This is a genomic window from Staphylococcus massiliensis CCUG 55927 (assembly GCF_000298075.1).
GTDB lineage: Bacteria > Bacillota > Bacilli > Staphylococcales > Staphylococcaceae > Staphylococcus > Staphylococcus massiliensis.
Genome location: NZ_JH815596.1, coordinates 44,160 through 68,560 on the forward strand (window position 1 = coordinate 44,160; position 24,401 = coordinate 68,560).

Below are 24,401 nucleotides of genomic sequence, written 5' to 3' on the forward strand. Positions count from 1 at the left end.
GGGACGAACACTTCTTAGTGTTCGTTTTTATTTTGCTGTTGGGCTTTTCCATTGGGATTAAAAATAAACAAGGGGATAGGTGATTTTTGATTGTATCACAATGACAATGCACTTTTATCGTATCGTTTGAATCAAGATGAGGTTGTTACTTTAAATGATTTAAATCGTAACAAACCGAATGATGTGCCAATGATGACGGATATTTATTGCTTAGTTCAAGAGCTTCAAGAAACTTACCCGTTTATACGAAATATCACGATTGGCGTTTCAGATGATCCTGTTTTATTAGAAAAAGCAGAGCAGTTTAAACATCTTTTTGAAAATGTTTTAAATGACAAGGATTTTCAAGGAAGTGTGGTTCACATTGTGAAATGGAAAGAAAACAGTACATCTATGAAGAAATTTGAAAAATCTTTTGTTCAGTATGATCCTGACGTGTGGATTGTGATGGGACGTCCACTAGGATTTAGCCGATTATTAAAGAGGCTATACCGCAACGAAAGATTTGATCCTAAACGTACATATTGCTTTGGGCCGCTATGTTCTGAAACGATGATTCAGACAGTGGGACCTAAGTACTTCGAGGGGATACAAGGTTTAACGATGGATCAATTAACTTGGCGCGTTAAACAAGGTCGTATCCATGTTTCGACATCATAACTATTGTGTTTCTGTCCTAAAATTTAATATGATAGGTATACGATTATTTTGAGGAGGACGCTTATGACTACGAAAGGTTTTATTGGTGGTTACACGAAGAAAGAAGGTAAAGGTATCTACCAATTTTCATTAGATGAAGCTAAAGGTAAGATTAATCGCATAGACGTTGGTTACGAAATCGAAGCTTCTACATACCTTGCACATAACAATGAAACGTTATATGCGATTACGAAATTAGGCGAAGATTGCGGTATCGCTGCTTTTAAAATAGAGGCAGATGCATCTTTAACGTATTTAAATGATTGTCTTGCCTCTAAAGACGGGACAGGTTGTTATATTTCAATTTCACCAGATGGTAAGTATTTATTCGAGTCTGTTTATGGTAATGGCATTTTAAGACAGTATGAATTAAACGAGCGTACAGGTGAAATCGAAGGTTTAGTAGATGAAATATGGCATCAATTTCCCTTAGGTCCGAAAGAACGTCAAGATCATGCTCATGCGCACTATGCGGATACGACGCCTGATGGTAACTATTTAGTAGCTTGCGATTTAGGTACGGATCGAGTTGTGACGTATGCCTTTGACGAAGAAGGATTACATGAGGAATATGTTACGGAAGTTGAAGCAGGAGACGGACCACGTCATTTAACCTTCTCAGGTAAAGGCGACTATGCGTATTTAGTAAATGAATTATCGAACACGGTAGTTGTTATGACATACGAAGATGGTCGATTTGAAGCGGTTAAGCGTCATTCAACATTACCTGAGTCGTTTGAAGGTGAATCTAAATTAGCGGCGGTTCGTATGTCGCATGACGGCAACTTTATTTACGTAAGTAACCGTGGTCACGATAGTATAGCGGTTTACGAAGTGCTTGAAGCGGGTCGCCACTTAGAGCTTGTAGAAATCGTGAAGACTGAGGGAGAATTCCCACGTGATTTCAATATTACGCCATCTGACGATTATATCGTGGTCGCGCATCAAGAAGCGGATAGTGTCGTGACAGTTTTTAAGCGCGACAAAGATTCAGGCCGACTTACTTTAACAGACCGTACGCACACAGCTAACGAAGGCGTTTGCGTTACGTTTTTACAAGATTAATTTTTTTAATAAAAGGAAAGTCTCGGGGCGGAGTGCCTCGAGACTTTTTTCATTATTGGGAGAGATGAGGTGGTTATGATTGTTTGTTAGTTGTAGGGGGAGTGGTTTGAATTACACGTTTTCTTAGTCTTGTAAATTTGGAGTGGTTTGTTTTACACGTTTTCGTAGTCTTGTAAATTTGGAGTGGTTTGAATTACACGTTTTTATAGTCTTGTAAATTAGAAGTGGTTTGTTTTACACGTTTTCGTAGTCTTGTAAATTAGAAGTGGTTTGGTTTACACGTTTATGCAGTCTTGTAAATAAAGAGCCGTTAGTTTTACACGTTTTTATAGTCTTGTAAATTAGAAGTGGTTTGTTTTACACGTTTTCGTAGTCTTGTAAATTTGAAGTGGTTTGAATTACACGTTTTCTTAGTCTTGTAAATTTGAGGGGGTTTGAATTACACGTTTTTTATAGTCTTGTAAATTTGGAGTGGTTTGGTTTACACGTTTTCTTAGTCTTGTAAATTTGAGGGGGTTTGAATTACACGTTTTTTATAGTCTTGTAAATTTGGAGTGGTTTGGTTTACACGTTTTCTTAGTCTTGTAAATTTGAGGGGGTTTGAATTACACGTTTCTAATTTCTTGTAAATTAGGAGCGGTTTGAATTACACGTTTTCGTAGTCTTGATAAACAAAGCGGCTCAGATTATCACGTTTGTTCAGTCTTGATAAACGAAGTGGCTTATATTATCACGTTTGCAAAGTCTTGATAAACGAAGTGGCTTAGATTATCACGTTTTCGTAGTCTTGATAAACAAAGTGGCTCAGATTATCACGTTTGTTCAGTCTTGATAAACGAAGAGCCTCTGTTTCTCACGTTAGATCAGTCTTGATAAACGAAGTGGCTCCGTTTCTCACGTTTGTTCAGTCTTGATAAACGAAGTGGCTTATATTATCACGTTTGAGTAGTCTTGATAAACAAAGCGACTCAGATTATCACGTTTGCTAAGTCTTGATAAACGAAGTGGCTTAGATTAACACGTTTGATCAATCTTGATAAACGAAGAGCCTTTGTTTCTCACGTTTGTTCAGTCTTGATAAACGAAGTGGCTCCGTTTCTCACGTTTGTTCAGTCTTGATAAACGAAGTGGCTTAGATTATCACGTTTGTTCAGTCTTGATAAACGAAGTGGCTTAGATTATCACGTTTGAGTAGTCTTGATAAACAAAGCGGCTCAGATTATCACGTTTGCTAAGTCTTGATAAACGAAGTGGCTTAGATTAACACGTTTGATCAATCTTGATAAACGAAGAGCCTTTGTTTCTCACGTTTGTTCAGTCTTGATAAACGAAGTGGCTCAGATTATCACGTTTGATCAGTCTTGATAAACGAAGAGCCGAGGATTATCACGTTAATCCAAACGTGATAACTGACTTTGCTAAAGAAGTCGACTCCAACTTAAAGGACTTTTCCTAGAAGATAACATGACGGGTTGAAATAATAAAGTTATATAATAGAGTATGATTACGGGCGACGGTAATGCGTCGAAATAATAAAGTTATATAATAGAGTATGATTACGGGAACCGGTAATGGGTCGAAATAATAAAGCTATATAAACAAGTTTGATAACGGTTACCGATAGCACGACGTACCGAATCTAAAACGACTGCCGACACGAACCAAAAAAAGCTGTAAAACCGATGCCGGTGACACCGCTCTTACAGCTTTATGAACCGCGATATTACTTCTTTAAGAATCGTTTGATATAAGAAAATTTGCCTTTGTATGGTGGAAATAGTAATCCTGAGTCGAGTCGTGTTGTCTTGAATATGTAGGATTTCTCGTGTGTAAAGGTATCAAATGTGTATTTACCGTGATAGCGGCCGAATCCTGAGCCACCAACGCCGCCAAATGGAAGGTTGTGATTGGCTAGGTGAAGTAAGGTGTCGTTAATTGCGCCGCCGCCGAATGAGAGTTCTTTGAGTACGCGGTTCGTAGCGTTTTCATCTTCGCTGAACAAGTATAGCGCGAGCGGCTTATCTTTAGACTTAACGAATTGAATTGCTTCATCGAGTTCGTCATATGTGACTAAAGGCAGTATTGGTCCGAAGATTTCAGACGCCATTACTTCGTCTTCGTTAGTTACGTGATCAAGTACTGTTGGTTCGATGAAACGGTCGTCTCGATTCGTATCGCCACCAAGAATAATCTTGTCACGATGAGCTTCAAGTAATTGATTTAGGCGCATAAAATGACGATCGTTCACGATACGCCCGTAGTCCTTGTTCGTCGCAATGTGTTTACCATAGAATTCATTAATCGTTGAACGGATTGCTTTAATTAAGTCATCTTTAACGTTACGTTGCACAAGCACATAGTCGGGCGCTACACACGTCTGACCGGCATTTACGAATTTACCGAAGCAAATACGTTCACTTGCGACTTTGATATTCGCGGTTTCATCCACGATTACAGGTGACTTACCACCAAGCTCGAGCGTTACAGGCGTTAAGTTACGGCTTGCTGCTTCATATACTTTACGACCAATGTCTTGGCTCCCGGTGAAAAAGATATGATCGAAAGGTAACTGAGACATTTGTGCGGCAACTTCACCGTCGCCTAATACAACTTTTACGTAGTTAGGTTCGAACGTTTCTTCAATTATTTCTTTAATGACGTTCGCGACATTAGGTGTTAATTCTGACGGCTTCACCATCGCCGTGTTACCTGCAGCAATCGCGCCAATTAATGGCTCGAATGTTAACTGAACGGGATAATTAAATGGTGAGAAGATACCGATTGTACCAAGTGGTTCTTTATAGATGTAACTTTTAACAGGGAATAAGTATACAGGCGTGTTAACCTGCTTTGTTTTCGCCCATTGCGGTAACTCTTTACGTATGTGACGAAGGTTATGCAATGTGAAACCAATTTCTGCTGCGAATGCTTCGACTTTGTTCTTACCTAAGTCAGTTTGAAGCGCATCTAATAAATCGCGTTCATGCGCTTTAATCGACTTAGCGAGTTGCTTTAATTTCTTCTTTCTAAATTTAATACCCTTTGTTTCGTCTGTTTGAAAATAAGCTTTCAAATTGTCGAAATCATTTTCAATAGGGGTCATGAATTAGCCCTCCTTATTAAAAAAAGGGGAGACATGTAAACATGTATCTCCCCAATAGCAAAATAGTCAATTGATACTTTTCTCATACCCAAGTCGGATAGAGTCATAAACAATTTTTGACAATCTCTAAGATTCGTAACGTAAATCTTGAAGACTTGGGTCCTTCTTAAATTTTAAATCGACATAACTACATGAAGGTTTAATTTTAACGTCCTCTTTTTTGGCCTTTTCAATTAAGTGATCGAAAAGTTGACCTGCAACACCTTGTCCACGAAGTGATTCATCAACAAAAGTGTGGTCTGCTTCCCAAACTTCGTCGTTTAAAGGAACGTACGTTATTTCTGCTGTAGGGTTTGACTCGTCACCTACATAAAATTTATTGTGACCTTCTTTAACTTCAATACTCATCGGAATGCCTCCTTACGTATCGCTAAAAGATTAAGCCTCTTCTGTTAATGCATCCGTAACAGGTGGTACAACTTGTTTCTTACGAGAAACGACACCTTCTAAGAATGCTGTATCGTTTTCTAAGCTCACATTGAAGGCTTTAGCGACTTTGTCTTTTTCAGAACCGACAACTAATACTTTTGAGTTACTGTTAATGATATCTGTAACTAATAAGATGAAGATGTCATATTTTTCTTCAGCGCTTGCTTTAAGCATTGCTTTTTCAAGCTCGTCTTGACGGTCGAATACTTCATCGATATCTACAGTGTTTACTTGACCGATACGAGTAACATAGTCACCCATGTTGAATGACTTAGCGTCCATGTCTAGTAATTCTTCAGCTGATTTATCTGTAGTTGAAGCACCAGCTTTAAGCATTTCTAAACCATATTGTTCTAAGTCTACGTCAGCAATTATAGCTAACGCTTCACATGCTTCTTTATCTTCTTTTGTGCAAGTAGGTGATTTGAATAATAAGCTATCTGAAATAATTGCAGAAACCATTAAACCAGCGATTTCAGGTTTAATTTCTACATCTTCTTCGCGATACATTTTATATAAGATTGTAGCTGTACAGCCTACAGGTTCAGCACGGTAGTATAATGGCGCACTTGTTTCAAAGTTAGCGATTCTGTGGTGGTCTACAACATGCTTAATGTTTGCTTTTTCGATTGTTTCAGCACTTTGTTGGAATTCATTATGGTCAACTAAGATAACCTCTTGGTCTGTTAAATCTTCATTTAAAAGTTCTGGTGCATCTACTTTAAAATAATCTAAAGCGTATTGTGTTTCAGGGCCAACTTCACCTAAACGGTAAGCTTTAGCTTCTTTGTTACCTAAAGATTGTTCAAAGTCAGTCATAATAATAGCTGATGAAATCGCATCAGTATCTGGGTTTTGATGTCCAAAGATAAAAGTTTTTGCCATGATTGATACTCCTTATTGTCATTGTGTTTTAATTCTATTTTATCACGATATGAAAGCGTTAATCCACTTGAGCGCCCATACTATTTTTAAAATGTTGTAGCGCCCATTCATGCCCAGTTAGATCAAATGATGCGACACCATTTTTAGGAATACGCATTTTATAATTGAGGTTATAGGCGCTTACTGCAGTGTGTAAGACGCAAATATCTGTACATACGCCAACAATTTCGATTTCAGTGATGCCACGTTCACGTAATAAACTATCAAGATTCGTACCATAGAATGAATCATAGCGTGTTTTATCGATGTAATGCACGTTTTGGTCGTCTTCGTGTGCATCGTAAAAGTCCTTAACTCGACCGAAAAGCTCACGGCCTGTTGTGTCTTTTAAATTATGAGGTGGAAATAACTTGGTCTCTGGATGATAAGGGTCATTCTCGTTGTGTAAATCCATCATAAAAAATATGTGGTCCTTCGCATCATTGAAAACATTCAGGCGTTCTAAAATAAAAGGTTCAATGGCTTGACCAGCTACACCACATGTCAATTTACCATCATCAGCGATAAAGTCGTTAGAGTAATCAACAACAATTAATGCCTTTTGTGACATAAACATTTCCTCCTAAACGATTGGGGTATACTCTTAATATAACACGAAACATATTTGATTGATGGAGGGTTGATTTATGCATATCAACGGTCGTGCATTCGGAATGGTAGGCCATCATAAACGTAAGGATACGATTGGTCTTCAAAAGGCACTTAAATACATAAAGAAACATCCGCACGTCACACTTTATATACCAGAAGGTACGTATCATATTGGACATGCGGTTAAGATTTACGAAGGTGCTACGATGATACTTCATGATAATGCGACGCTTCTTAGATGTAGTAAAGATGCGTTACTTAAAAATGGATCTAGTAAGAAGAAATATTATGGTCATGACGGTAACGGTAATATTCACATTGAAGGCGGTACATTTGATATGAATGGGGACGTTTTTCCATACAATAATACAGCGATGAGTATCGGACACACGCGACATATTACGATTAAAGGCGTTACCTTTAAAGATGTTGTAGGTGGGCATGCGATTGATGCGTGTGGTATTGATGGCTTACATATCTCAGGATGTCGTTTTTTAGGTTTTAAAGACGTTACGGGTAAACGTGGCTTTTCAGAAGCGGTGCAACTCGACTTACATGTCCCAGGTGCTTTCCCAAAATTTGGTGTGAACGATCACACGATTACGAAGAATGTCGTGATTGAACATAATTACTTTGGTCCTTCAACGAACAAGGATTTCAAAGCTTGGAATCGCGGTATCGGGTCTCATGCGAGTCGTCATCAAAAATTCTACGAGAATATCTTTATACGCCATAATACGTTTGAAGAGATAGGTGAATTTGGTGTCACGCCACTCAAATGCGACCATTTAGTTATCTCAGATAATACGTTTTTAAATTGCAAAGGCGGTATTCGTTATTTAGGTGTTAAGACTGGTAAGAATGCGTTTGATGGTAATAATGTCGATAGAGGTGCTGAAGCGGGTTACTTTGCTTGGTTTGAAAATAATCGCTTCGAAGGTCCTATGGTGCATGATGCGATACATTGTCGCAGTTACTTAGATGCCTATCATAAAGAAGTGTATATTGTTAATAATCAATTCGATGCTGAAAACGGCAACATCACGTTAGCTAATGTCGATACCGGTTACGTGGTAGGGAACCGTCATATTCAAAATCTCAAACAGTCATATACTAAAGATATTCATGTAAACGATGAACCATTTAGAAGTGACCAAATGATATAAATTTTAATTTTTGTCATATTCAACAGAGATATGTAATGTGGTATAATTTTCTTAATATTTCGTTTATTTATTTAAGGGGGAACTTAAATGGGGAATGAGAAATTGGGACGCCACGCATATCTCACGTTCTTTTCAAAGCAGCATGATGATAAACCGTCTTATACGAAGGCGCAACTGATTGGGTTGTTACTCGGGCCAATCTTATTCACGTTAATTCTGACGCTGTTCAAACCTGAAGGACTATCATCACAAGGGGTCTTTGTGCTTGCGATAACGGCTTGGATTGCATCTTGGTGGATTACGGAAGCCATTCCGATTGCCGCAACAAGTTTGTTACCAATTGTTTTATTACCACTTGGACATGTGATGGACTCGAAAGTCGTCGCAAGTCAGTATGGTAATGACATTATCTTTTTATTCTTAGGTGGCTTCATTCTAGCGATTGCGATGGAAAGATGGAATTTGCATACACGTGTCGCACTAAACATCATTAATGCGATAGGGACGAGTACAGGAAGAATTTTATTAGGCTTCATGTTCGCGACAGGTTTTCTGTCTATGTTCGTCTCTAACACTGCTGCAGTTATGATCATGATTCCAATTGGTCTCGCGATAATTAAAGAGGCGCGTGCACTGAAGGATGATAGCGTTCATGAAAAGTCCTTGAGTAAATTCGAACGTGCTTTAGTACTTGCGATTGGTTACGCAGGGACAATAGGAGGCCTTGGTACTTTAATAGGGACGCCACCTCTTATTATTTTAAAAGGCCAATACCATGCATCATTTGGTGAAGAGCTTAGCTTTGCAAGATGGATGATCATTGGTATTCCTACCGTTATCGTGTTATTAACGTTAGCTTGGTTGTATTTAAAACATGTTGCGTATAAACATGATATGAAGGACTTACCAGGTGGTAAGAAAATTATTCAAGATAAACTTCATGAGTTAGGTCAAATGCAATACGAAGAGAAGGTTGTTCAAGCGGTCTTCATCTTAGCGAGTTTACTTTGGATTTCAAGAGAATTTTTACTTAAGAATTGGAGTGTAACGAGTCAAGTTGCTGATGGAACTATCGCGATGTTTATCGCTATTCTACTATTCTTAATTCCTGCTAAAAATAAATCCAAGCATACGAGAATTGTTGACTGGAGCATTGCGAAAGATCTACCTTGGGGCGTATTGATCCTCTTTGGTGGGGGTCTCGCTTTAGCAAAAGGCATCCAAGAAAGTGGACTTGCTAAGTGGTTAGGTGAGCAATTGTCATTGTTAAATGGCGTTAGTCCGTTAATTATCGTAATCGTAATTGCGGTGTTTGTCTTATTCTTAACTGAAATTACATCAAATACTGCGACAGCTACAATGATATTACCAATACTAGCTACTCTTTCTGTAGCGATCAACGTGCATCCGCTATTACTTATGGTACCTGCCGCTATGGCTTCAAATTGTGCTTTTATGCTGCCTGTAGGTACGCCGCCTAATGCGATTGCCTTTGGTACAGGAAAGCTTTCCATTAAAGAAATGGCGACTACAGGTTTTTGGTTAAACTTAATTAGTGCCGTTTTATTAGTACTTGTCGTTTACTTTATCTTACCGCCAGTTCTTGGCATTGATATCATGAAACCATTACCACTTAAATAGATTTTTAAAAAGCGAGGCTAGATGGCGTAATTGCTAACTAGCCTCGCTTAATTTAATTATGATTTTGGAACGATCCTATTAATTTAACTTGATAATCAAGTGTTTCTAGAATGGTAATGACTTTTCGTAGTTTGTCGTTAACAGGTGTTTTAGCCTGTACATAGAAATGGTACATGCCAAGTTCTGTCTTTTGCGGACGAGACTCTATCCAAGACAGGTTGATATTAAATAATGTAAATGTGTTTAATATGCTTGCGAGTAGGCCAGGTTTATCTTGCTTTGGCGTCACAAGTAAAATCGTATCCGTCGCTGCTTCGACATGTTTCGCTTTGTTACCGATAACTAAAAAGCGCGTTACATTATGTGGATAATCTTCTATATGTTTCGCAAGGGGTTCTAATCCCATACTTTCACCACTACCAAGTGGGGCAATGGCACCAACTGTATCAGATACCAAGTCTAAACCTTGAACCGTACTATTTACATAATCATATGAAAGTTGATGTTCATGTATAAAATGTTGGGTTTGGCTAATTGCCGGTGCAATGGAATAAACGTGCTTGATTTGGTTCAACGTTGCGCCTTTTCTACCATACAAGGCAAATTGAATATCTAGATGAATTTCATCGTAAACATATAAAGCCTCTTCAGTAATGCGGTCTATCACAAGGTTAATCGTACCTTCAATCGAATTTTCAATCGGGACAATCGCAATACTATTCGAATCGTGTTTTGTAGCTTTAATCACTTCATAAAGATTCGTCTTAGGTGACAACGTACTCGAAACGTCTGTTTGTTTCATATATTTTTGGCAGGCTAGGTATGAAAACGTACCTTTAGGACCTAAGTAATAAATATTCATGATGTTACTCCTTTATGAATGAAATGGGCAACGACTTTTCTTAGAGGGCTTTTTATAATGGAAGTTAGGGTCACGCATTTCATTTGAATAACCATGATGATAGTTCGAAACAAGTGATGGTGATAAAGAAGGAATGAGCCATGACCATTTACCTGTCACTTTACGGCCTGCTTGATGTTCATGATCTTCAAATCGTTCAAACTGTTTCGAAGCGGTATGATGATCAACTATCGATACGCCAGCTTGTTTGAAGGAATAATACACGGCATCATTGAGTTCGACTAACACACGGTCTTTATTAAATGTATTATTTTTAAGTGTATCAAATTCCATTGCGTGCGCAACTTTTTCCATCAGGTTGTAACGATACGTATCGGTAAAGTTACGGACCGCAATCTCGTTAACCATGTACCAACCATTGAAAGGTGCGGTAGGGTACGTGATGCCGCCAATCTTAAGATCCATGTTCGAAATGATTGGGACCGCATACCACTTGAGATTAAGTTGACTCACTTTCTCGAAACGTTGATGCGTAATCGGTACCTCTTTAATAATAGACGAATCAAATTCATGATAATGCAGGTCACCGTTTGGCACTTGATAGATGAGCGGTAAGACGTCAAAGTCCGTGTGCTGTCCTTGCCACCCAAGCTGTTCTGCAAGTTGGGTAACGTCTCTCTCCATAGGATCCCCGCAATCCTCATAGCCTGCATAACGAATTAATTGGTTGTTATGAATTTTAGGTGGTTGCGTGTGTGAGAAGACTGAAATATAAGGCTTGATGCGACCATTGTTTGTAGCGTTCACGATATGTGATTCGATGGCTTTGATAAACGCGTACTCTGTTTGAACATCACGGTGATCGGCAACTTCGAGCGTTGACCAGAAGAAGCGTCCGATACAGCGATTCGAATGACGCCAAGCCATTTGCGCCCCGTACGTCAATTCTTCCTTAGTATGCGTGTACGTACCAGCCTTACGAATTTCTTTCTTAATCGCTTTAAGACGCGATTTGATATCTTGTTTTGAAAAGCCACGTTCGTTATACATTTCTTTAATGAAAGCTTTTGCTTCTTTATACATATATATGCCACCTCAACACTATTATATTAGAAATAAATTTTTGTAGGAATAAATCGTAGAATTGTCATGATTTTGTCGTAACTTATATTTTCAAGATTGAAAGCAATAAACCCATTGGTTAAAACATTTAAAATGAATATGGTATGATTGAGAAAAATAGGTATTTGGGGAGATAAAAATGGCGCTATATAAAGATGATAGTTTAATGTTGCATAATGATTTATATCAAATTAATATGGCTGAGACATATTGGAATGATGGGATTCATGAAAGAAAGGCAATATTTGATTTATATTTTCGTAAAATGCCTTTTGATAGTGGGTATGCAGTATTTAATGGATTAAAACGCGTAATCGAGTTTATTCAAGATTTTCATTTTTCAGAGTCAGATATCGACTATTTAAAATCATTAGGTTATCAAGATGATTTCTTAAGTTATTTAGAAGATTTAACATTCACAGGTAATATTCGTTCGATGCAAGAAGGTGAGTTGTGTTTCAGTAATGAACCATTACTGCGTGTAGAAGCACCGTTAATTCAAGCACAACTCATTGAAACAGCTTTGCTTAATATTATTAACTTCCAAACGTTAATTGCGACTAAAGCGAGTCGTATTAAGCAAATTGCGCCTGATGATACGTTAATGGAGTTTGGTACAAGACGTGCGCATGAACTTGATGCTGCGATTTGGGGTGCGCGTGCAGCCTTTATCGGTGGTTTTGACTCTACAAGTAACGTACGTGCTGGTAAAATGTTCGACATTCCAGTATCAGGTACGCATGCACATGCGATGGTTCAAACGTATGGTGATGAGTATGTGGCCTTTAAAAAATATGCAGAACGCCACAAAGATTGTGTGTTCTTAGTCGACACGTTCCACACGTTGAAGTCAGGTATGCCAAATGCGATTAAAGTGGCGAAAGAACTTGGTGATTCGATTAACTTTATCGGCGTTCGCTTAGATTCAGGTGACATCGCATATCTTTCTAAGGAAGCACGTAGAATGCTTGATGAAGCTGGATTCACGGATGCTAAAGTCATTGCTTCAAATGATTTAGATGAGCAAACTATCACCAGTTTAAAAGCCCAAGGAGCCAAAGTTGATTCATGGGGTGTTGGTACGAAATTAATTACAGCATTCCAACAACCTGCTCTTGGTGCAGTGTATAAACTTGCGGCTATTGAAGATGAAAACGGCGAATACATCGATCGTATTAAATTATCTAATAATGCTGAAAAGGTAACGACGCCAGGTAAGAAAAACGTTTACCGAATTATCAATCGCAAGTCAAATAAGTCAGAAGGGGATTACATCACGCTGGATCATGAAAATCCGAATGAAATCGCACCGCTTAAAATGTTCCACCCTGTACACACATATAAAATGAAATTTATTAAGAAATTCGATGCGATTGATTTACATCACGACATCTTTTTAGATGGTAAACTGATTTACGATATGCCAACTGAACGTGAATCACAAATGTATTTAAAAGATAATTTAAATTATTTATGGGATGAAAATAAACGCTATTTAAATCCTGAAGACTATCCTGTAGATTTAAGTACAGCATGTTGGGAGAATAAACATAAACGTATCTTCGAAGTTGCTGAACAAGTGAAAGAAATGGAGGAAGAACATGAATAATCTTCAATCTATTATTGTAAAGGAAATGAAAGTTCAGCCTGAGATTGACGCTAAAACGTCATCTAGAGATATTATCCAATTTGTTAAGGATTATGTGGTGACGCATAATTTCATTCAATCGCTCGTTTTAGGTATTTCTGGCGGGCAAGATTCTACATTAGCAGGGAAACTTGTCCAATTAGCAGTCAACGAGCTTAAGGATGAAGGTCGTAAATGTAAGTTTGTGGCTGTGAAATTACCATATGGTACGCAAAAAGATGCAGATGAAGTCGAAGATGCGCTTAAATTTATTGAACCTGATGAAACGGTAACAGTAAACATTAAACCTGCTGTCGACCAAAGCGTCGCATCGCTTAAAGAAGCGGGTATTACGTTAAGTGACTTTGAAAAAGGAAATGAAAAAGCAAGAGAACGCATGAAAGTTCAATATTCAATTGCGTCGAATACGAAAGGTATCGTAGTTGGTACGGATCATTCGGCTGAGAACGTGACGGGCTTTTTCACGAAGCATGGTGACGGAGCAGCAGATATTGCACCATTATTTGGCCTGAATAAACGTCAAGGACGTCAAATACTTGAATATTTAGAAGCGCCAAAGCACCTTTATGAAAAGGTTCCGACAGCGGATTTAGAAGACGACAAACCTCAATTACCAGATGAGGAAGCGTTAGGTGTTTCATATCATGCGATTGATGACTATCTTGAGGGTAAATGCGTGAGTCAAGCAGATCAAGATACGATTGAAAAGCATTACATTCGTAATGCGCATAAGCGTGAACTTGCTTACACACGTTATACTTGGCCAAAGCATGATAAAGGACCTGAGTTCGAACAATAAAAAAGTTAGTGACATTTAACAATTAAATTGGTAAAATATCTTGAATTTAAAATTAACTAACGGAAGAAGGGATGTTATGTCTTATATTAATGACAATCCTTGGTTAATGATACTTGCGATATTTACAATTAATGTTGTGTATGTCACTTGTTTAACCATGCGTATGATTCTTACATTGAAAGGTTATCGTTATATGGCCGCGATTGTAAGTTTTATTGAGGTCATAATTTATGTTGTAGGTTTAGGCTTAGTTATGTCAGGTTTAGATCAGATTCAAAATGTAATCGCGTATGCATTTGGCTTTTCAGTGGGGATCATCGTAGGCATGAAGATTGAAGAAATGCTTGCTTTAGGATATTCGGTTGTCAACGTGACGACGACGCGATATGATTCTGATATACCGAGTCAATTAAGAACTTTAGGTTATGGTGTAACGCACTTTTTAGCACATGGTCGAGATGGTGAACGTCTCGTGATGCATATCTTGACACCTAAAAAATACAAACGAAAACTCATGGATACCGTGAAGCAACTTGATGAGAAGGCGTTTGTTATCGCTTATGAAGCAAGAACGTTGCACGGCGGTTTCTGGGTGAAAGGTGTTAGAAGTAAACGATTAAAGGCGTATGATACAGATGAAATTTGAAGTACAAGAGAATGAATCGATTCAAGATTGTTTGAAACGCATGCGTGAAGCGGGTTACATGCCTGTGAAGCGCTTTGAAAAGCCGGTGTTCAAAGAGAATAAGGATGGTTCAGTAGAAGTTATGAGACAGCAAATTGTCTTTACCGGCAAGAAAATGTAATTGAAATGTTTAGAGCTTTGGGTTTTAAGTAAATTTACTTTAGAATCTGAGCTCTATTTTTTTTAGGATTTAGGGAATATTTATCTTGAAGTGATAGAATTTAGAGGGCTTTTTAAGTAAAAGACGAACTTTTAAAGTATTTAAAATTTTAATGTACATGTTTTGGGAATTTGTTATAATTAACTTAATCCATAAAAGATAGGAGCTTATATCATGATTGAACGTTATTCAAGAGAAGAAATGTCTCAAATTTGGACAGACCAAAATCGTTATGAGGCTTGGTTAGAAGTAGAAATTTTAGCTTGTGAAGCTTGGAGTAAACTTGGCTTTATTCCTGAAGAAGATGTGAAGAAAATTAGAGAGAACGCTAAAGTTGATGTGGATCGTGCTAAAGAAATCGAAGAAGAAACACGTCATGATGTTGTCGCATTCACACGTCAAGTTTCAGAAACACTTGGTGAAGAACGTAAGTGGGTACACTACGGTTTAACTTCTACGGACGTTGTCGACACTGCTTTAAGTTATGTAGTGAAACAAGCGAATGATATCTTAGAAAAAGACCTTGAAAGATTTATTGAAGTTTTAGAACAAAAAGCGAAAAAATATAAAAATACTTTAATGATGGGTAGAACACATGGTGTACATGCTGAACCAACGACATTTGGTGTCAAAATGGCGTTATGGTATACAGAAATGAAACGTAACTTAGAACGTTTCAAGCGTGTTCGTGAAGAAATTGAAGTTGGTAAAATGAGTGGTGCTGTTGGTACGTTTGCGAACATTCCACCTGAAATTGAAGCGCATGTGTGTGAACGTTTAGGAATTGGTACAGCACCAGTTTCAACTCAAACGTTACAACGTGATCGTCACGCATACTATATCGCGACATTAAGCTTAATTGCGACTTCACTTGAAAAGTTCGCTGTAGAAATCCGTAACCTTCAAAAAACTGAAACACGTGAAGTTGAAGAGGCTTTTGCAAAAGGCCAAAAAGGTTCTTCAGCAATGCCGCATAAACGTAACCCAATCGGTTCTGAAAATATTACAGGTATCGCGCGTGTGATTCGCGGTTATATCACAACTGCTTATGAAAACGTGGCGTTATGGCATGAAAGAGACATCTCTCACTCTTCAGCTGAGCGTATTATGTTACCTGATGTTACAATCGCTTTAAACTATGCGCTAAACCGTTTCTCAAATATCGTAGACCGTTTAACAGTTTATGAAGAAAATATGGAAGCAAATATTAATAAAACATTTGGTTTAATTTATTCTCAACGTGTTCTTTTAGCGTTAATCAATAAAGGTATGGTGCGTGAAGAAGCGTATGATACTGTTCAACCAAAAGCCATGGAATCTTGGGAAACGAAAACACCGTTTAGAACGCTAATTGAAGCGGATTCTAAGATTACAGACGTACTTACTAAAGATGAATTAGACGAGTGTTTCAATCCTAAACATCACTTAAATCAAGTGGATACAATCTTTAAGCGCGCAGGCCTTGAATAAGATTTCACTACACTTAAACCCGTGATTAAGTTAGAATAGAGATAGACAAATGCGAATTAGGGGTTGTTTACATGCAAATCGAAAAATTAAGAGGCAAAGCCTTAGACGAATTATTTGAAGCGATTTTGGCTTTAGAAACAAAAGAAGAATGTTATCAATTTTTTGATGATTTATGCACTGTGAATGAAATTCAGTCATTATCTCAAAGGCTTCAAGTCGCTAAAATGATTAAACAAGGGTATACGTATGCAACGATTGAAGAAGAGTCTGGTGCTTCGACAGCAACAATCTCTCGCGTGAAACGTTCGTTACAATGGGGAAATGATGCATATACAATGATTCTAGATCGATTAAATATTGAAACTGAATCATAAATGATTTCATCTGTGGAGATGACCGATTGCGGTCATCTCTTTTTTTATTTTTGGGGGTGAGCCTCGGTGGTGATACAGGGTGAGGTTGAGACTTGATGGAGAAATCGTCATCAAGTCTCAAGATGGTTGAAACTTGATGAGCGAACCGTAATCAAGTCTCAGGGTGGTTGAAACTTGATGGTGAAATCGTGATCAAGTCTCAGGGCTTTTGAAACTTGATGGTGAAATCGTGATCAAGTCTCAGACCGGTTGAAACTTGATGAGCAATCTGTGATCAAGTCTCAGGACTGATAAAACGTGATGAGCGAACTGTGATCAAGTTTTGGTTCATACATTGTTACTTCTTCAGTTATCTATACGCACGCATAGAAGGGTATTTCACTTCAATTCGGGTCAAAGAAGCCAACGCTTCTTTGGGGTCGCTTTTCTAAAGGGCTTTTCAAAAGGGATGAGAAGTTGGACTCATTTCTAAAGGACTTTTCAAAAGGGATGAGAAGTTGGACTCATTTCTAAAGGACTTTTCAAAAGGGATGAGAAGTTGGACTCATTTCTAAATGGCTTTTCAAAAGGGAAGAAAAGTTGGACTTATTTCTAAAGGGCTTTTCAAAAGGGAAGAAAAGTTGGACTCACGCATTTAGAATTCAAATCGTAAAAATGATATAATGATGTGTACGAAATTTAAAGGAGTAAGACGTATGTACGATATTACAAAATGGCAACATATATTTAAATTAGACCCTGCTAAAACGATATCTGATGAGGATTTAGATAAGATCTGCATGTCCAATACGGATGCGATTATGATTGGTGGAACGGATGATATTACGCTTGATAATGTGATTCATTTGATGAGTCGTGTGAGACGTTATCCACTGCCGCTTGTATTAGAAATCGCAAATGTTGAAAGTGTCATGCCTGGATTTGATTTCTATTTCGTACCTACCGTTTTAAATAGTCAGGATGTTCAATATCATAATGGTATCTTACATAAAGCGTTGAAGGAATATGGACATGCGATTGACTTTGATGAGATGATATTTGAAGGTTATGTCGTACTGAATCAAGATAGTAAAGTTGGCCAAGTGACGAAAGCCAATTGTGACTTAACTACAGAAGATTTAGAAGCTTATGCGCTTATGGCTGAAGAGATGTATAAGTTGCCGATATTGTACCTTGAATATAGTGGTACTTATGGCGACATGGAAATGGTCAAAGCAGCGAAATCAAAACTTCAATCAACACAATTATTCTATGGTGGTGGTATTCGCAATCTAGATGATGCAAAGGAAGTATTTGAAATTGCGGATACGATTATCGTGGGTAATGTCATTTATGACGACATCAAACATGCATTAAAAACTGTCAAAATAAAGGAGTAACATAAATGAATCCATTAATTAAAAATATGAATAATGAACAAAGCCAAGCTGTCCGCACGACAGAAGGCCCATTATTAATTATGGCTGGTGCTGGTTCAGGTAAGACACGAGTCCTTACACATCGTATCGCTTATTTACTGGATGAAAAGGATGTATCTCCTTACAATATTTTAGCGATTACGTTTACGAATAAAGCAGCAAAAGAAATGAAAGAACGTGTTGCATCTTTAGTAGGCGAAGAGGCTGAAGTGATATGGATGTCAACGTTCCACTCTATGTGTGTACGTATCCTACGTAGAGATATTGACCGCATTGGATTTGAACGTAATTTTACAATTATAGACCCTACTGACCAGAAGTCGGTAATCAAGCAAGTACTTAAAGAAAAGAATATCGATAGTAAAAAGTTTGAACCGCGTATGTTTATCGGTGCAATCAGTAATCTTAAGAATGAGCTTAAAACACCTGATGATGCATCTCGTGAAGCGAATGATTATTACACAAGTATGGTTGCGAACGTTTATAGCGCTTATCAAAAGCAGTTACTTCGAAACCAAGCGCTTGATTTCGATGACTTGATTATGACGACGATCAAGTTATTTGAGCGCGTACCAGATGTACTTGAATACTATCAGAATAAATTCCAATACATACATGTTGATGAGTACCAAGATACGAACAAAGCGCAATATACGCTAGTGAATCAACTTGCGAAGAAATTTGAGAATATTTGCGTTGTAGGTGACTCTGACCAATCGATTTATGGTTGGCGTGGTGCAGACATTCAGAATATTTTATCCTTTGAAGAAGATTATCCGAATGCGACAACCATTTTCCTAGAGCAAAACTATCGCTCAACTAAGACAATTCTTAATGCGGCGAATGAAGTGATTCGTAATAACACTGAGCGTAAACCTAAAGGACTTTGGACAGGGAACGCTGAGGGTGAGAAGATTCAATACTACGAAGCAACTTCTGAACGTGATGAATGTGAGTACGTTGTACGCGAGGTCATGAAGCATCGTAAGAATGGTAAGGACTACAATGATATGGCGATTCTTTACCGAACGAACGCGCAATCTCGTGTGCTAGAGGAAACGTTTATGAAATCGAATATTCCGTATACGATGGTTGGCGGACAGAAGTTCTATGACCGCATGGAAATTAAAGACCTTCTAAGTTATCTGCGTTTGATTGCGAATAGTAACGATGATATCAGTTTTAGACGTATTATCAACGTGCCGAAACGTAGTATTGGTCCTACAACTGTAGATAAGATTGCGGCGTATGCGGCGGAACACGACATCAGTATGTTTGATGCGCTTGCTGAGATAGATTTTATCGGCGTTTCGAAAAAGGCGGCACAAGCGTGTATGTCATTCTATCAACTGATTAATGATCTGATGAAACAACAAGAGTTCTTAGAAATCACTGAAATTGTGGATGAGATTCTTGATAAATCAGGTTATCGTGCCATGCTTGAAAAGGCCCAAACATTGGAATCAAGAAGTCGTCTCGAAAACATTGATGAATTTAAATCTGTTCCAATGGATTATGAAGAGAATACACCGCTAGAAGAACAATCATTGATTAACTTCCTTACAGATTTATCACTCGTTGCTGATATTGATGAAGCGAATACTGAGAGTGGCGTTACAATGATGACAATGCACTCAGCTAAAGGTTTAGAGTATCCAGTCGTGTTTATAATAGGTATGGAAGAATCCATCTTCCCACATTTCAGAGCAATTAAGAGTGATGATGATCATGAGATGGAAGAAGAGCGCCGAATCGCGTATGTTGCGATTACTCGTGCTGAAGAACAATTATATGTAACACATGCTACCAACCGTATGTTATATGGACGTACACAATCCAACATGCGTTCAAGATTCTTAAATGAAATACCTGAAGACCTTATGAATAAACCATCTCAGTCAGATCGTGTTCAAATCGGTCAAAAGAAAAAACCTCAAAAACGTGGATTTAGTAAGCGTGTAACAAAAGGTCAAACGACTGAAACGAATTGGAATGTCGGTGATAAAGTGGTTCATAAGAGCTGGGGTGAAGGCATGGTCAGCCAAGTTAATGAGAAGAATGGCTCAGTTGAACTTGATATCATTTTCAAAAAAGAGGGACCTAAACGTTTACTTGCATCTTTCGCACCTATCGAAAAAAAGGAGGACTAAACCATGTCTGAAGTTAAAAAACGCGTAGAAGAACTGCACGAATTACTGCATCGTTATAGCTATGAATATTATGTTAAAGACGATCCAAGTGTACCGGACAGTGAATATGATAAGCTTTTGCATGAGTTAATTGGGATTGAACGTGAACATCCTGAGTTAAAAACGGATGATTCTCCGACCGTACGTGTAGGTGCTGAGGTTCAGTCTTCATTTGAAAAGGTACAGCACGAAACACCGATGTTAAGTCTTGGTAATGCTTTTAATGAAGCGGATTTACGCAAATTTGACCAACGCATTCAAGAAAAAGTGGGCGACGTCAATTATATGTGTGAGCTCAAGATAGACGGGTTAGCCGTTTCACTAAAGTATGAGAATGGTAAATTCGTTCAAGGTTTGACGCGCGGCGATGGTACGACGGGTGAAGATATTACTGAGAACCTTAAAACGATTCATGCGATTCCGCTCACTTTGAAAAAGGACATTAGCTTTGAAGTCCGTGGTGAAGCCTTTATGCCGAGAAAGTCCTTTCTTAAATTAAATGAAGAAAAGGAACAGAATGAGGAACAACCATTTGCGAATCCTAGAAACGCGGCTGCTGGTTCCTTACGTCAACTTGATCCAAAACTCGCTGCGAAACGTAAGCTTGATGTCTTCTTGTATAGTATCAATGACTTAACGGAGCTTGATGCTGAAACACAAGAAGAAGCGTTGAATGAATTAGATGCGCTAGGTTTCAAAACGAACCAAGAACGTCGCAGTGTGAATAACATCGATGAAGTGATTGAATATATTGACTATTGGACGGATAAACGTGAGGCGCTATCTTATGACATCGACGGTATCGTGATTAAGGTGAATCAACTTGATACACAAGATGAGCTTGGCTTTACTGCAAAATCACCGAGATGGGCAATTGCTTATAAGTTCCCAGCAGAAGAAGTGGTTACGACGTTACTTGATATTGAACTTAGTATAGGTCGTACTGGTGTGGTTACACCAACAGCAATCCTTGAACCCGTTCGTGTAGCAGGCACAACCGTTTCTCGTGCGTCGTTACATAATGAGGACCTCATCCATGAAAAGGACATTCGCATTTCGGACAGTGTTGTCATTAAAAAAGCTGGCGACATTATCCCAGAAGTTGTTAAGAGAATTAAAGATAGACGTAAAGATGACGCGAAGACGTATCATATGCCAACGCATTGTCCAAGTTGTGACCATGAACTTGTGCGTATCGAAGGCGAGGTTGCATTAAGATGTATTAATCCGAAGTGCCAAGCGCAACTTGTAGAAGGGCTTATTCACTTTGTGTCGCGCCAAGCCATGAACATCGATGGTCTTGGTGAAAAGATTATCCAACAACTTTACGAACAAGGCTGTATTAAGGACATCGCAGATATTTATTACCTTACAGAAGAAGATTTGTTACCATTAGAGCGAATGGGCCAAAAGAAAGTGACGAATCTTTTAAAAGCCATTGAAACATCGAAGTCAAATTCCTTAGAACAACTCCTCTTTGGATTAGGCATTAGACATTTAGGTGTTAAAGCGAGTCGTGTTCTTGCTGAACGTTATGATTCAATCGAGTGCTTGATGGAAGTATCTGAAGTAGAATTGCTTGAAATTCATGATATTGGTGAGAAACTTGCGCAGTCTGTTGTGACTTATCTTGAAAATGAGGACATTAAAGCTTTAATTCAAAAACTTAAAGATAAAGATGTTAATATGACTTTTAAAGGACCAAAATACAACGAAGTTGAAGGACATGAAGACTTTAAAGACAAAACGATTGTACTTACAGGCAAATTACATCAAATGACACGTAAGGAAGCATCGGAATGGTTAAAACTGCAAGGGGCAAAAGTTACAAGCAGTGTTACCAAGAAGACTGATCTTGTTATAGCAGGTGAAGATGCTGGGTCAAAATTGTCTAAAGCAGAAGAACTCGAAATTGAAGTTTGGTCTGAAGATGAATTTGTAACAAAGCAAAATGAGATTAAAGAATAGGAGATTGGGACATGAAAAAATCATTAACTGTACTTCTCTCATTATCATTAATACTTACAGCTTGTGGAAGCGGAGAAAAAGATAGCCAAAAGCAAGAAGAAGCACAAGAGAATGATACATCAGATGGTTCTAGCAAAATTAAACAAATTGTAACAGATAAAAACGTGTCTGGTGATAATTACAGAACGATTTTACCTTTTAAAGAAAGTGCCGCGCGTGGCTTAATTCAGGAAAAGATGGCGAATAGCTATAACGGCGAAAACTTCGAAAGTGGTTTATTAGATATCAGTAAAAATGTTTTCCCAACTGATAAATTCTTATACCAAGATGGTCAATACTTAGATAAAGATACGATCAAAGCATACTTACGTCCGAAATTTACGAAAAAAGAAATTGAAAAAATGGACGATGAAGAAAAAGAACAAAAGAAAGCGACAGCGAATCTTGGTTTAAACCCATCTCATAAAGGTGAAGATGATCCTAAGAAAATTGCGAAAGAATCTCCTACTTATTTATCGAATATTTTAGAGCAGGACTTTTACAAAAATAGTGATAGTAAAGGTGAAGAGATTAAAGGTATGACAATCGGCCTTGCGATGAATAGTACGCACTATTACCAAAAGGAAGACTTTGGTGAAACGTACAGTGAGAAACTTGATGAGAAGAAAGTTGAAAAGGAAGGTAAACGTATGGCCGAAGAGATTCTGTCTCGTTTACGTGAACATAATGAATTAAATGATATTCCAATCAACTTTGCGATTTATATGCAGTCAGGCCAGAACTCTATTACACCAGGTCACTTTGTTGCTTATGCGACTGCGGATGAAGATAAAACGAAATTAACGAAGTGGAATCAAATTAATGAGCAAACCGTACTCGTTCCATCTAGTGAAGCTAAGGAAAAAGATGAAGGCTTGAATAACAGCTTTAAAGAGTTTAATGATAACTTACAATCTTACTTCTCTAACTTTACTCAAGCGGTTGGTAAAGCGAAGTTCGTTGGTAACGATGCGAAATCACTGAGCATTGATGTTCCAATCGACTACTACGGTCAAGCCGAGTTAATTGGTATTACGCAATATGTGACGCAGCTTGCGGATAAAAACTTCAGTGGTCTGAACAATTACGAGATCCATATTAAAGATGATAGTAAATCGAGAGCACTTATTTATAAATCTAAAGACGATAAAGAGCCTCGAGTTCATATTTACAATAATAATTAATTCTATTGAAAAGCAATGGGACGTGTACCGCGTTTCATTGCTTTTTTGTGTGAGGGAGGTTATTTAGAGTGGATAGGGCGTACGGTAAAAGTAATAGTAGTAGACATTGGGGGCGTTGCCAACTAGTGGAGGTGTGACAAGTTGTTAAAGGGGGTGTTGCCAACTTGTTGAGGAGCGACAAGTTGCTAAGGGCGTTGTTGCCGACTTGTGGAGGTGTAACAAGTTGGTAAAAGTGTTGTTGCCGACTTGTTGAGGAGTGACAAGTTGGTAAGAGAGGCGCTAGCGTCGGAATGAAAGACCGAAACCGACGCAAAAGCCAAATAGCGTCGGAATGAAAAGTCGAAACCGATGTAAAAGCCAAATAGCGTCGGAATGAAAAGTCGAAACCGACGCAAAAGCCGAATAGCGTCGGAATGAAAAGTCGAAACCGACGCAAAAGCTGAATAGCGTCGAACTACCTATTGAAATCGACGGAAGAGCTATGTCATATTACTACATCGGTCTTATCGCAATATAACAGCCAAGTGAGGTGACCACATGGCTCTTATCGCCGTGCAACAGCCAAGTGAGGTGACCACATGGCTCTTATCGCCGTGTAACAGCCAAGTGAGGTGACCACATGGCTCTTATCGCCGTTATACAGCCAAGCGGAGAGGCGACATGGCTCTTATAGACGATTAACAGCCAAGCGGAGAGGCGACATGGCTCTTATCGCCGTGCAACAGCCAAGTGAGGTGACCACATGGCTCTTATCGCCGTGCAACAGCCAAGTGAGGTGACCACA

The 24,401-nt window shown here is 38.4% G+C and carries 20 protein-coding genes; 14 read left to right on the top strand and 6 right to left on the bottom strand.

The window, feature by feature from the left end; all coding sequences use genetic code 11:
- Positions 1–90: 90 nt before the first annotated feature.
- Together A33S_RS0110695 and pglS are read left to right on the top strand one after the other, a co-directional pair.
- On the top strand, positions 91–660 hold the full coding sequence (locus A33S_RS0110695) for a hypothetical protein (RefSeq protein ID WP_009385044.1): 570 nt from the start codon (positions 91–93) through the stop codon (positions 658–660).
- Between the two features lie 63 nt (positions 661–723).
- Complete coding sequence (pglS, locus tag A33S_RS0110700) at positions 724–1,764, top strand: 6-phosphogluconolactonase (protein WP_017176858.1); 1,041 nt, start codon at positions 724–726, stop codon at positions 1,762–1,764.
- Between the two features lie 1,723 nt (positions 1,765–3,487).
- Here the strand turns inward: pglS and A33S_RS0110705 are convergent.
- From A33S_RS0110705 to A33S_RS0110720, 4 genes are all read right to left on the bottom strand, one after another.
- Complete coding sequence (locus tag A33S_RS0110705; RefSeq protein WP_009384069.1) at positions 3,488–4,867, bottom strand: aldehyde dehydrogenase; 1,380 nt, start codon at positions 4,865–4,867, stop codon at positions 3,488–3,490.
- A gap of 126 nt (positions 4,868–4,993) precedes the next feature.
- Complete coding sequence (locus A33S_RS0110710) at positions 4,994–5,275, bottom strand: GNAT family N-acetyltransferase (RefSeq protein ID WP_009384068.1); 282 nt, start codon at positions 5,273–5,275, stop codon at positions 4,994–4,996.
- Positions 5,276–5,305: 30 nt separating this feature from the next.
- Positions 5,306–6,241: a manganese-dependent inorganic pyrophosphatase gene (locus A33S_RS0110715; protein ID WP_009384067.1), complete on the bottom strand. Its 936-nt coding sequence runs from the start codon at positions 6,239–6,241 to the stop codon at positions 5,306–5,308.
- A gap of 58 nt (positions 6,242–6,299) precedes the next feature.
- Complete coding sequence (locus A33S_RS0110720) at positions 6,300–6,851, bottom strand: cysteine hydrolase family protein (protein ID WP_009384066.1); 552 nt, start codon at positions 6,849–6,851, stop codon at positions 6,300–6,302.
- A gap of 76 nt (positions 6,852–6,927) precedes the next feature.
- Between A33S_RS0110720 and A33S_RS0110725 the strand changes: the two genes are divergently transcribed.
- Together A33S_RS0110725 and A33S_RS0110730 are read left to right on the top strand one after the other, a co-directional pair.
- On the top strand, positions 6,928–8,058 hold the full coding sequence (locus A33S_RS0110725; protein WP_009384065.1) for a glycoside hydrolase family protein: 1,131 nt from the start codon (positions 6,928–6,930) through the stop codon (positions 8,056–8,058).
- A gap of 87 nt (positions 8,059–8,145) precedes the next feature.
- Positions 8,146–9,699 (top strand): SLC13 family permease, encoded by a 1,554-nt coding sequence (locus A33S_RS0110730; protein WP_009384064.1) that lies wholly within the window; start codon positions 8,146–8,148, stop codon positions 9,697–9,699.
- Positions 9,700–9,751: 52 nt separating this feature from the next.
- Here A33S_RS0110730 and pheA read toward each other — a convergent pair whose 3' ends face one another.
- Complete coding sequence (pheA, locus tag A33S_RS0110735; protein WP_017176859.1) at positions 9,752–10,561, bottom strand: prephenate dehydratase; 810 nt, start codon at positions 10,559–10,561, stop codon at positions 9,752–9,754.
- Between the two features lie 12 nt (positions 10,562–10,573).
- On the bottom strand, positions 10,574–11,644 hold the full coding sequence (locus A33S_RS0110740) for a nitric oxide synthase oxygenase (RefSeq protein WP_017176860.1): 1,071 nt from the start codon (positions 11,642–11,644) through the stop codon (positions 10,574–10,576).
- Between the two features lie 178 nt (positions 11,645–11,822).
- On the opposite strand from A33S_RS0110740, the gene A33S_RS0110745 reads away from it, so the two are divergent.
- The 10 genes from A33S_RS0110745 to A33S_RS0110790 all read left to right on the top strand — a co-directional run bounded on the left by A33S_RS0110745 (position 11,823) and on the right by A33S_RS0110790 (position 23,617).
- Positions 11,823–13,292 carry a nicotinate phosphoribosyltransferase gene (locus tag A33S_RS0110745; RefSeq protein ID WP_009384061.1) on the top strand — a complete coding sequence of 490 codons (1,470 nt, stop codon included), beginning with the start codon at positions 11,823–11,825 and terminating at the stop codon, positions 13,290–13,292.
- Positions 13,285–14,130, top strand: coding sequence for an ammonia-dependent NAD(+) synthetase (gene nadE, locus A33S_RS0110750; RefSeq protein ID WP_009384060.1), 846 nt, complete (start codon positions 13,285–13,287; stop codon positions 14,128–14,130). The genes A33S_RS0110745 and nadE overlap by 8 nt, the downstream gene beginning before the upstream one ends.
- Positions 14,131–14,206: 76 nt before the next feature.
- Positions 14,207–14,776: a DUF2179 domain-containing protein gene (locus A33S_RS0110755; RefSeq protein WP_017176861.1), complete on the top strand. Its 570-nt coding sequence runs from the start codon at positions 14,207–14,209 to the stop codon at positions 14,774–14,776.
- Positions 14,766–14,936 (top strand): NETI motif-containing protein, encoded by a 171-nt coding sequence (locus A33S_RS12140; protein ID WP_009384058.1) that lies wholly within the window; start codon positions 14,766–14,768, stop codon positions 14,934–14,936. The genes A33S_RS0110755 and A33S_RS12140 overlap by 11 nt, the downstream gene beginning before the upstream one ends.
- A 213-nt stretch (positions 14,937–15,149) precedes the next feature.
- The gene (gene purB / locus A33S_RS0110765) at positions 15,150–16,445 is read left to right on the top strand and encodes an adenylosuccinate lyase (RefSeq protein WP_009384057.1); all 1,296 of its coding nucleotides are present in this window, start codon (positions 15,150–15,152) and stop codon (positions 16,443–16,445) included.
- 71 nt (positions 16,446–16,516) lie between these two features.
- Positions 16,517–16,819 carry a YerC/YecD family TrpR-related protein gene (locus A33S_RS0110770; RefSeq protein WP_009384056.1) on the top strand — a complete coding sequence of 101 codons (303 nt, stop codon included), beginning with the start codon at positions 16,517–16,519 and terminating at the stop codon, positions 16,817–16,819.
- 695 nt (positions 16,820–17,514) lie between these two features.
- On the top strand, positions 17,515–18,198 hold the full coding sequence (gene pcrB / locus A33S_RS0110775; RefSeq protein ID WP_009384055.1) for a heptaprenylglyceryl phosphate synthase: 684 nt from the start codon (positions 17,515–17,517) through the stop codon (positions 18,196–18,198).
- A gap of 5 nt (positions 18,199–18,203) precedes the next feature.
- Complete coding sequence (gene pcrA, locus A33S_RS0110780) at positions 18,204–20,387, top strand: DNA helicase PcrA (RefSeq protein ID WP_009384054.1); 2,184 nt, start codon at positions 18,204–18,206, stop codon at positions 20,385–20,387.
- 3 nt (positions 20,388–20,390) lie between these two features.
- Positions 20,391–22,394 (top strand): NAD-dependent DNA ligase LigA, encoded by a 2,004-nt coding sequence (gene ligA, locus A33S_RS0110785; protein WP_017176862.1) that lies wholly within the window; start codon positions 20,391–20,393, stop codon positions 22,392–22,394.
- A gap of 11 nt (positions 22,395–22,405) precedes the next feature.
- A complete protein-coding gene (locus tag A33S_RS0110790; RefSeq protein WP_009384052.1) occupies positions 22,406–23,617 on the top strand; it encodes a CamS family sex pheromone protein in 1,212 nt (403 codons plus the stop codon).
- The last annotated feature ends 784 nt before the right edge of the window (positions 23,618–24,401 follow it).

What these genes read in the sequence shown, in the direction of transcription:
- A33S_RS0110725 (WP_009384065.1), top strand. Translation starts at nt 6,928, where the DNA reads ATGCATATCAACGGTCGTGCATTCGGAATGGTAGGCCATCATAAACGT.
- A33S_RS0110770 (WP_009384056.1), top strand. Translation starts at nt 16,517, where the DNA reads ATGCAAATCGAAAAATTAAGAGGCAAAGCCTTAGACGAATTATTTGAA.
- pcrB (WP_009384055.1), top strand. Translation starts at nt 17,515, where the DNA reads ATGTACGATATTACAAAATGGCAACATATATTTAAATTAGACCCTGCT.
- pheA (WP_017176859.1), bottom strand. Translation starts at nt 10,561, where the DNA reads ATGAATATTTATTACTTAGGTCCTAAAGGTACGTTTTCATACCTAGCC.
- A33S_RS0110715 (WP_009384067.1), bottom strand. Translation starts at nt 6,241, where the DNA reads ATGGCAAAAACTTTTATCTTTGGACATCAAAACCCAGATACTGATGCG.
- purB (WP_009384057.1), top strand. Translation starts at nt 15,150, where the DNA reads ATGATTGAACGTTATTCAAGAGAAGAAATGTCTCAAATTTGGACAGAC.
- A33S_RS0110755 (WP_017176861.1), top strand. Translation starts at nt 14,207, where the DNA reads ATGTCTTATATTAATGACAATCCTTGGTTAATGATACTTGCGATATTT.
- A33S_RS0110705 (WP_009384069.1), bottom strand. Translation starts at nt 4,867, where the DNA reads ATGACCCCTATTGAAAATGATTTCGACAATTTGAAAGCTTATTTTCAA.
- A33S_RS0110790 (WP_009384052.1), top strand. Translation starts at nt 22,406, where the DNA reads ATGAAAAAATCATTAACTGTACTTCTCTCATTATCATTAATACTTACA.
- A33S_RS0110745 (WP_009384061.1), top strand. Translation starts at nt 11,823, where the DNA reads ATGGCGCTATATAAAGATGATAGTTTAATGTTGCATAATGATTTATAT.
- ligA (WP_017176862.1), top strand. Translation starts at nt 20,391, where the DNA reads ATGTCTGAAGTTAAAAAACGCGTAGAAGAACTGCACGAATTACTGCAT.
- A33S_RS12140 (WP_009384058.1), top strand. Translation starts at nt 14,766, where the DNA reads ATGAAATTTGAAGTACAAGAGAATGAATCGATTCAAGATTGTTTGAAA.
- pglS (WP_017176858.1), top strand. Translation starts at nt 724, where the DNA reads ATGACTACGAAAGGTTTTATTGGTGGTTACACGAAGAAAGAAGGTAAA.
- nadE (WP_009384060.1), top strand. Translation starts at nt 13,285, where the DNA reads ATGAATAATCTTCAATCTATTATTGTAAAGGAAATGAAAGTTCAGCCT.
- pcrA (WP_009384054.1), top strand. Translation starts at nt 18,204, where the DNA reads ATGAATCCATTAATTAAAAATATGAATAATGAACAAAGCCAAGCTGTC.
- A33S_RS0110730 (WP_009384064.1), top strand. Translation starts at nt 8,146, where the DNA reads ATGGGGAATGAGAAATTGGGACGCCACGCATATCTCACGTTCTTTTCA.
- A33S_RS0110740 (WP_017176860.1), bottom strand. Translation starts at nt 11,644, where the DNA reads ATGTATAAAGAAGCAAAAGCTTTCATTAAAGAAATGTATAACGAACGT.
- A33S_RS0110710 (WP_009384068.1), bottom strand. Translation starts at nt 5,275, where the DNA reads ATGAGTATTGAAGTTAAAGAAGGTCACAATAAATTTTATGTAGGTGAC.
- A33S_RS0110720 (WP_009384066.1), bottom strand. Translation starts at nt 6,851, where the DNA reads ATGTCACAAAAGGCATTAATTGTTGTTGATTACTCTAACGACTTTATC.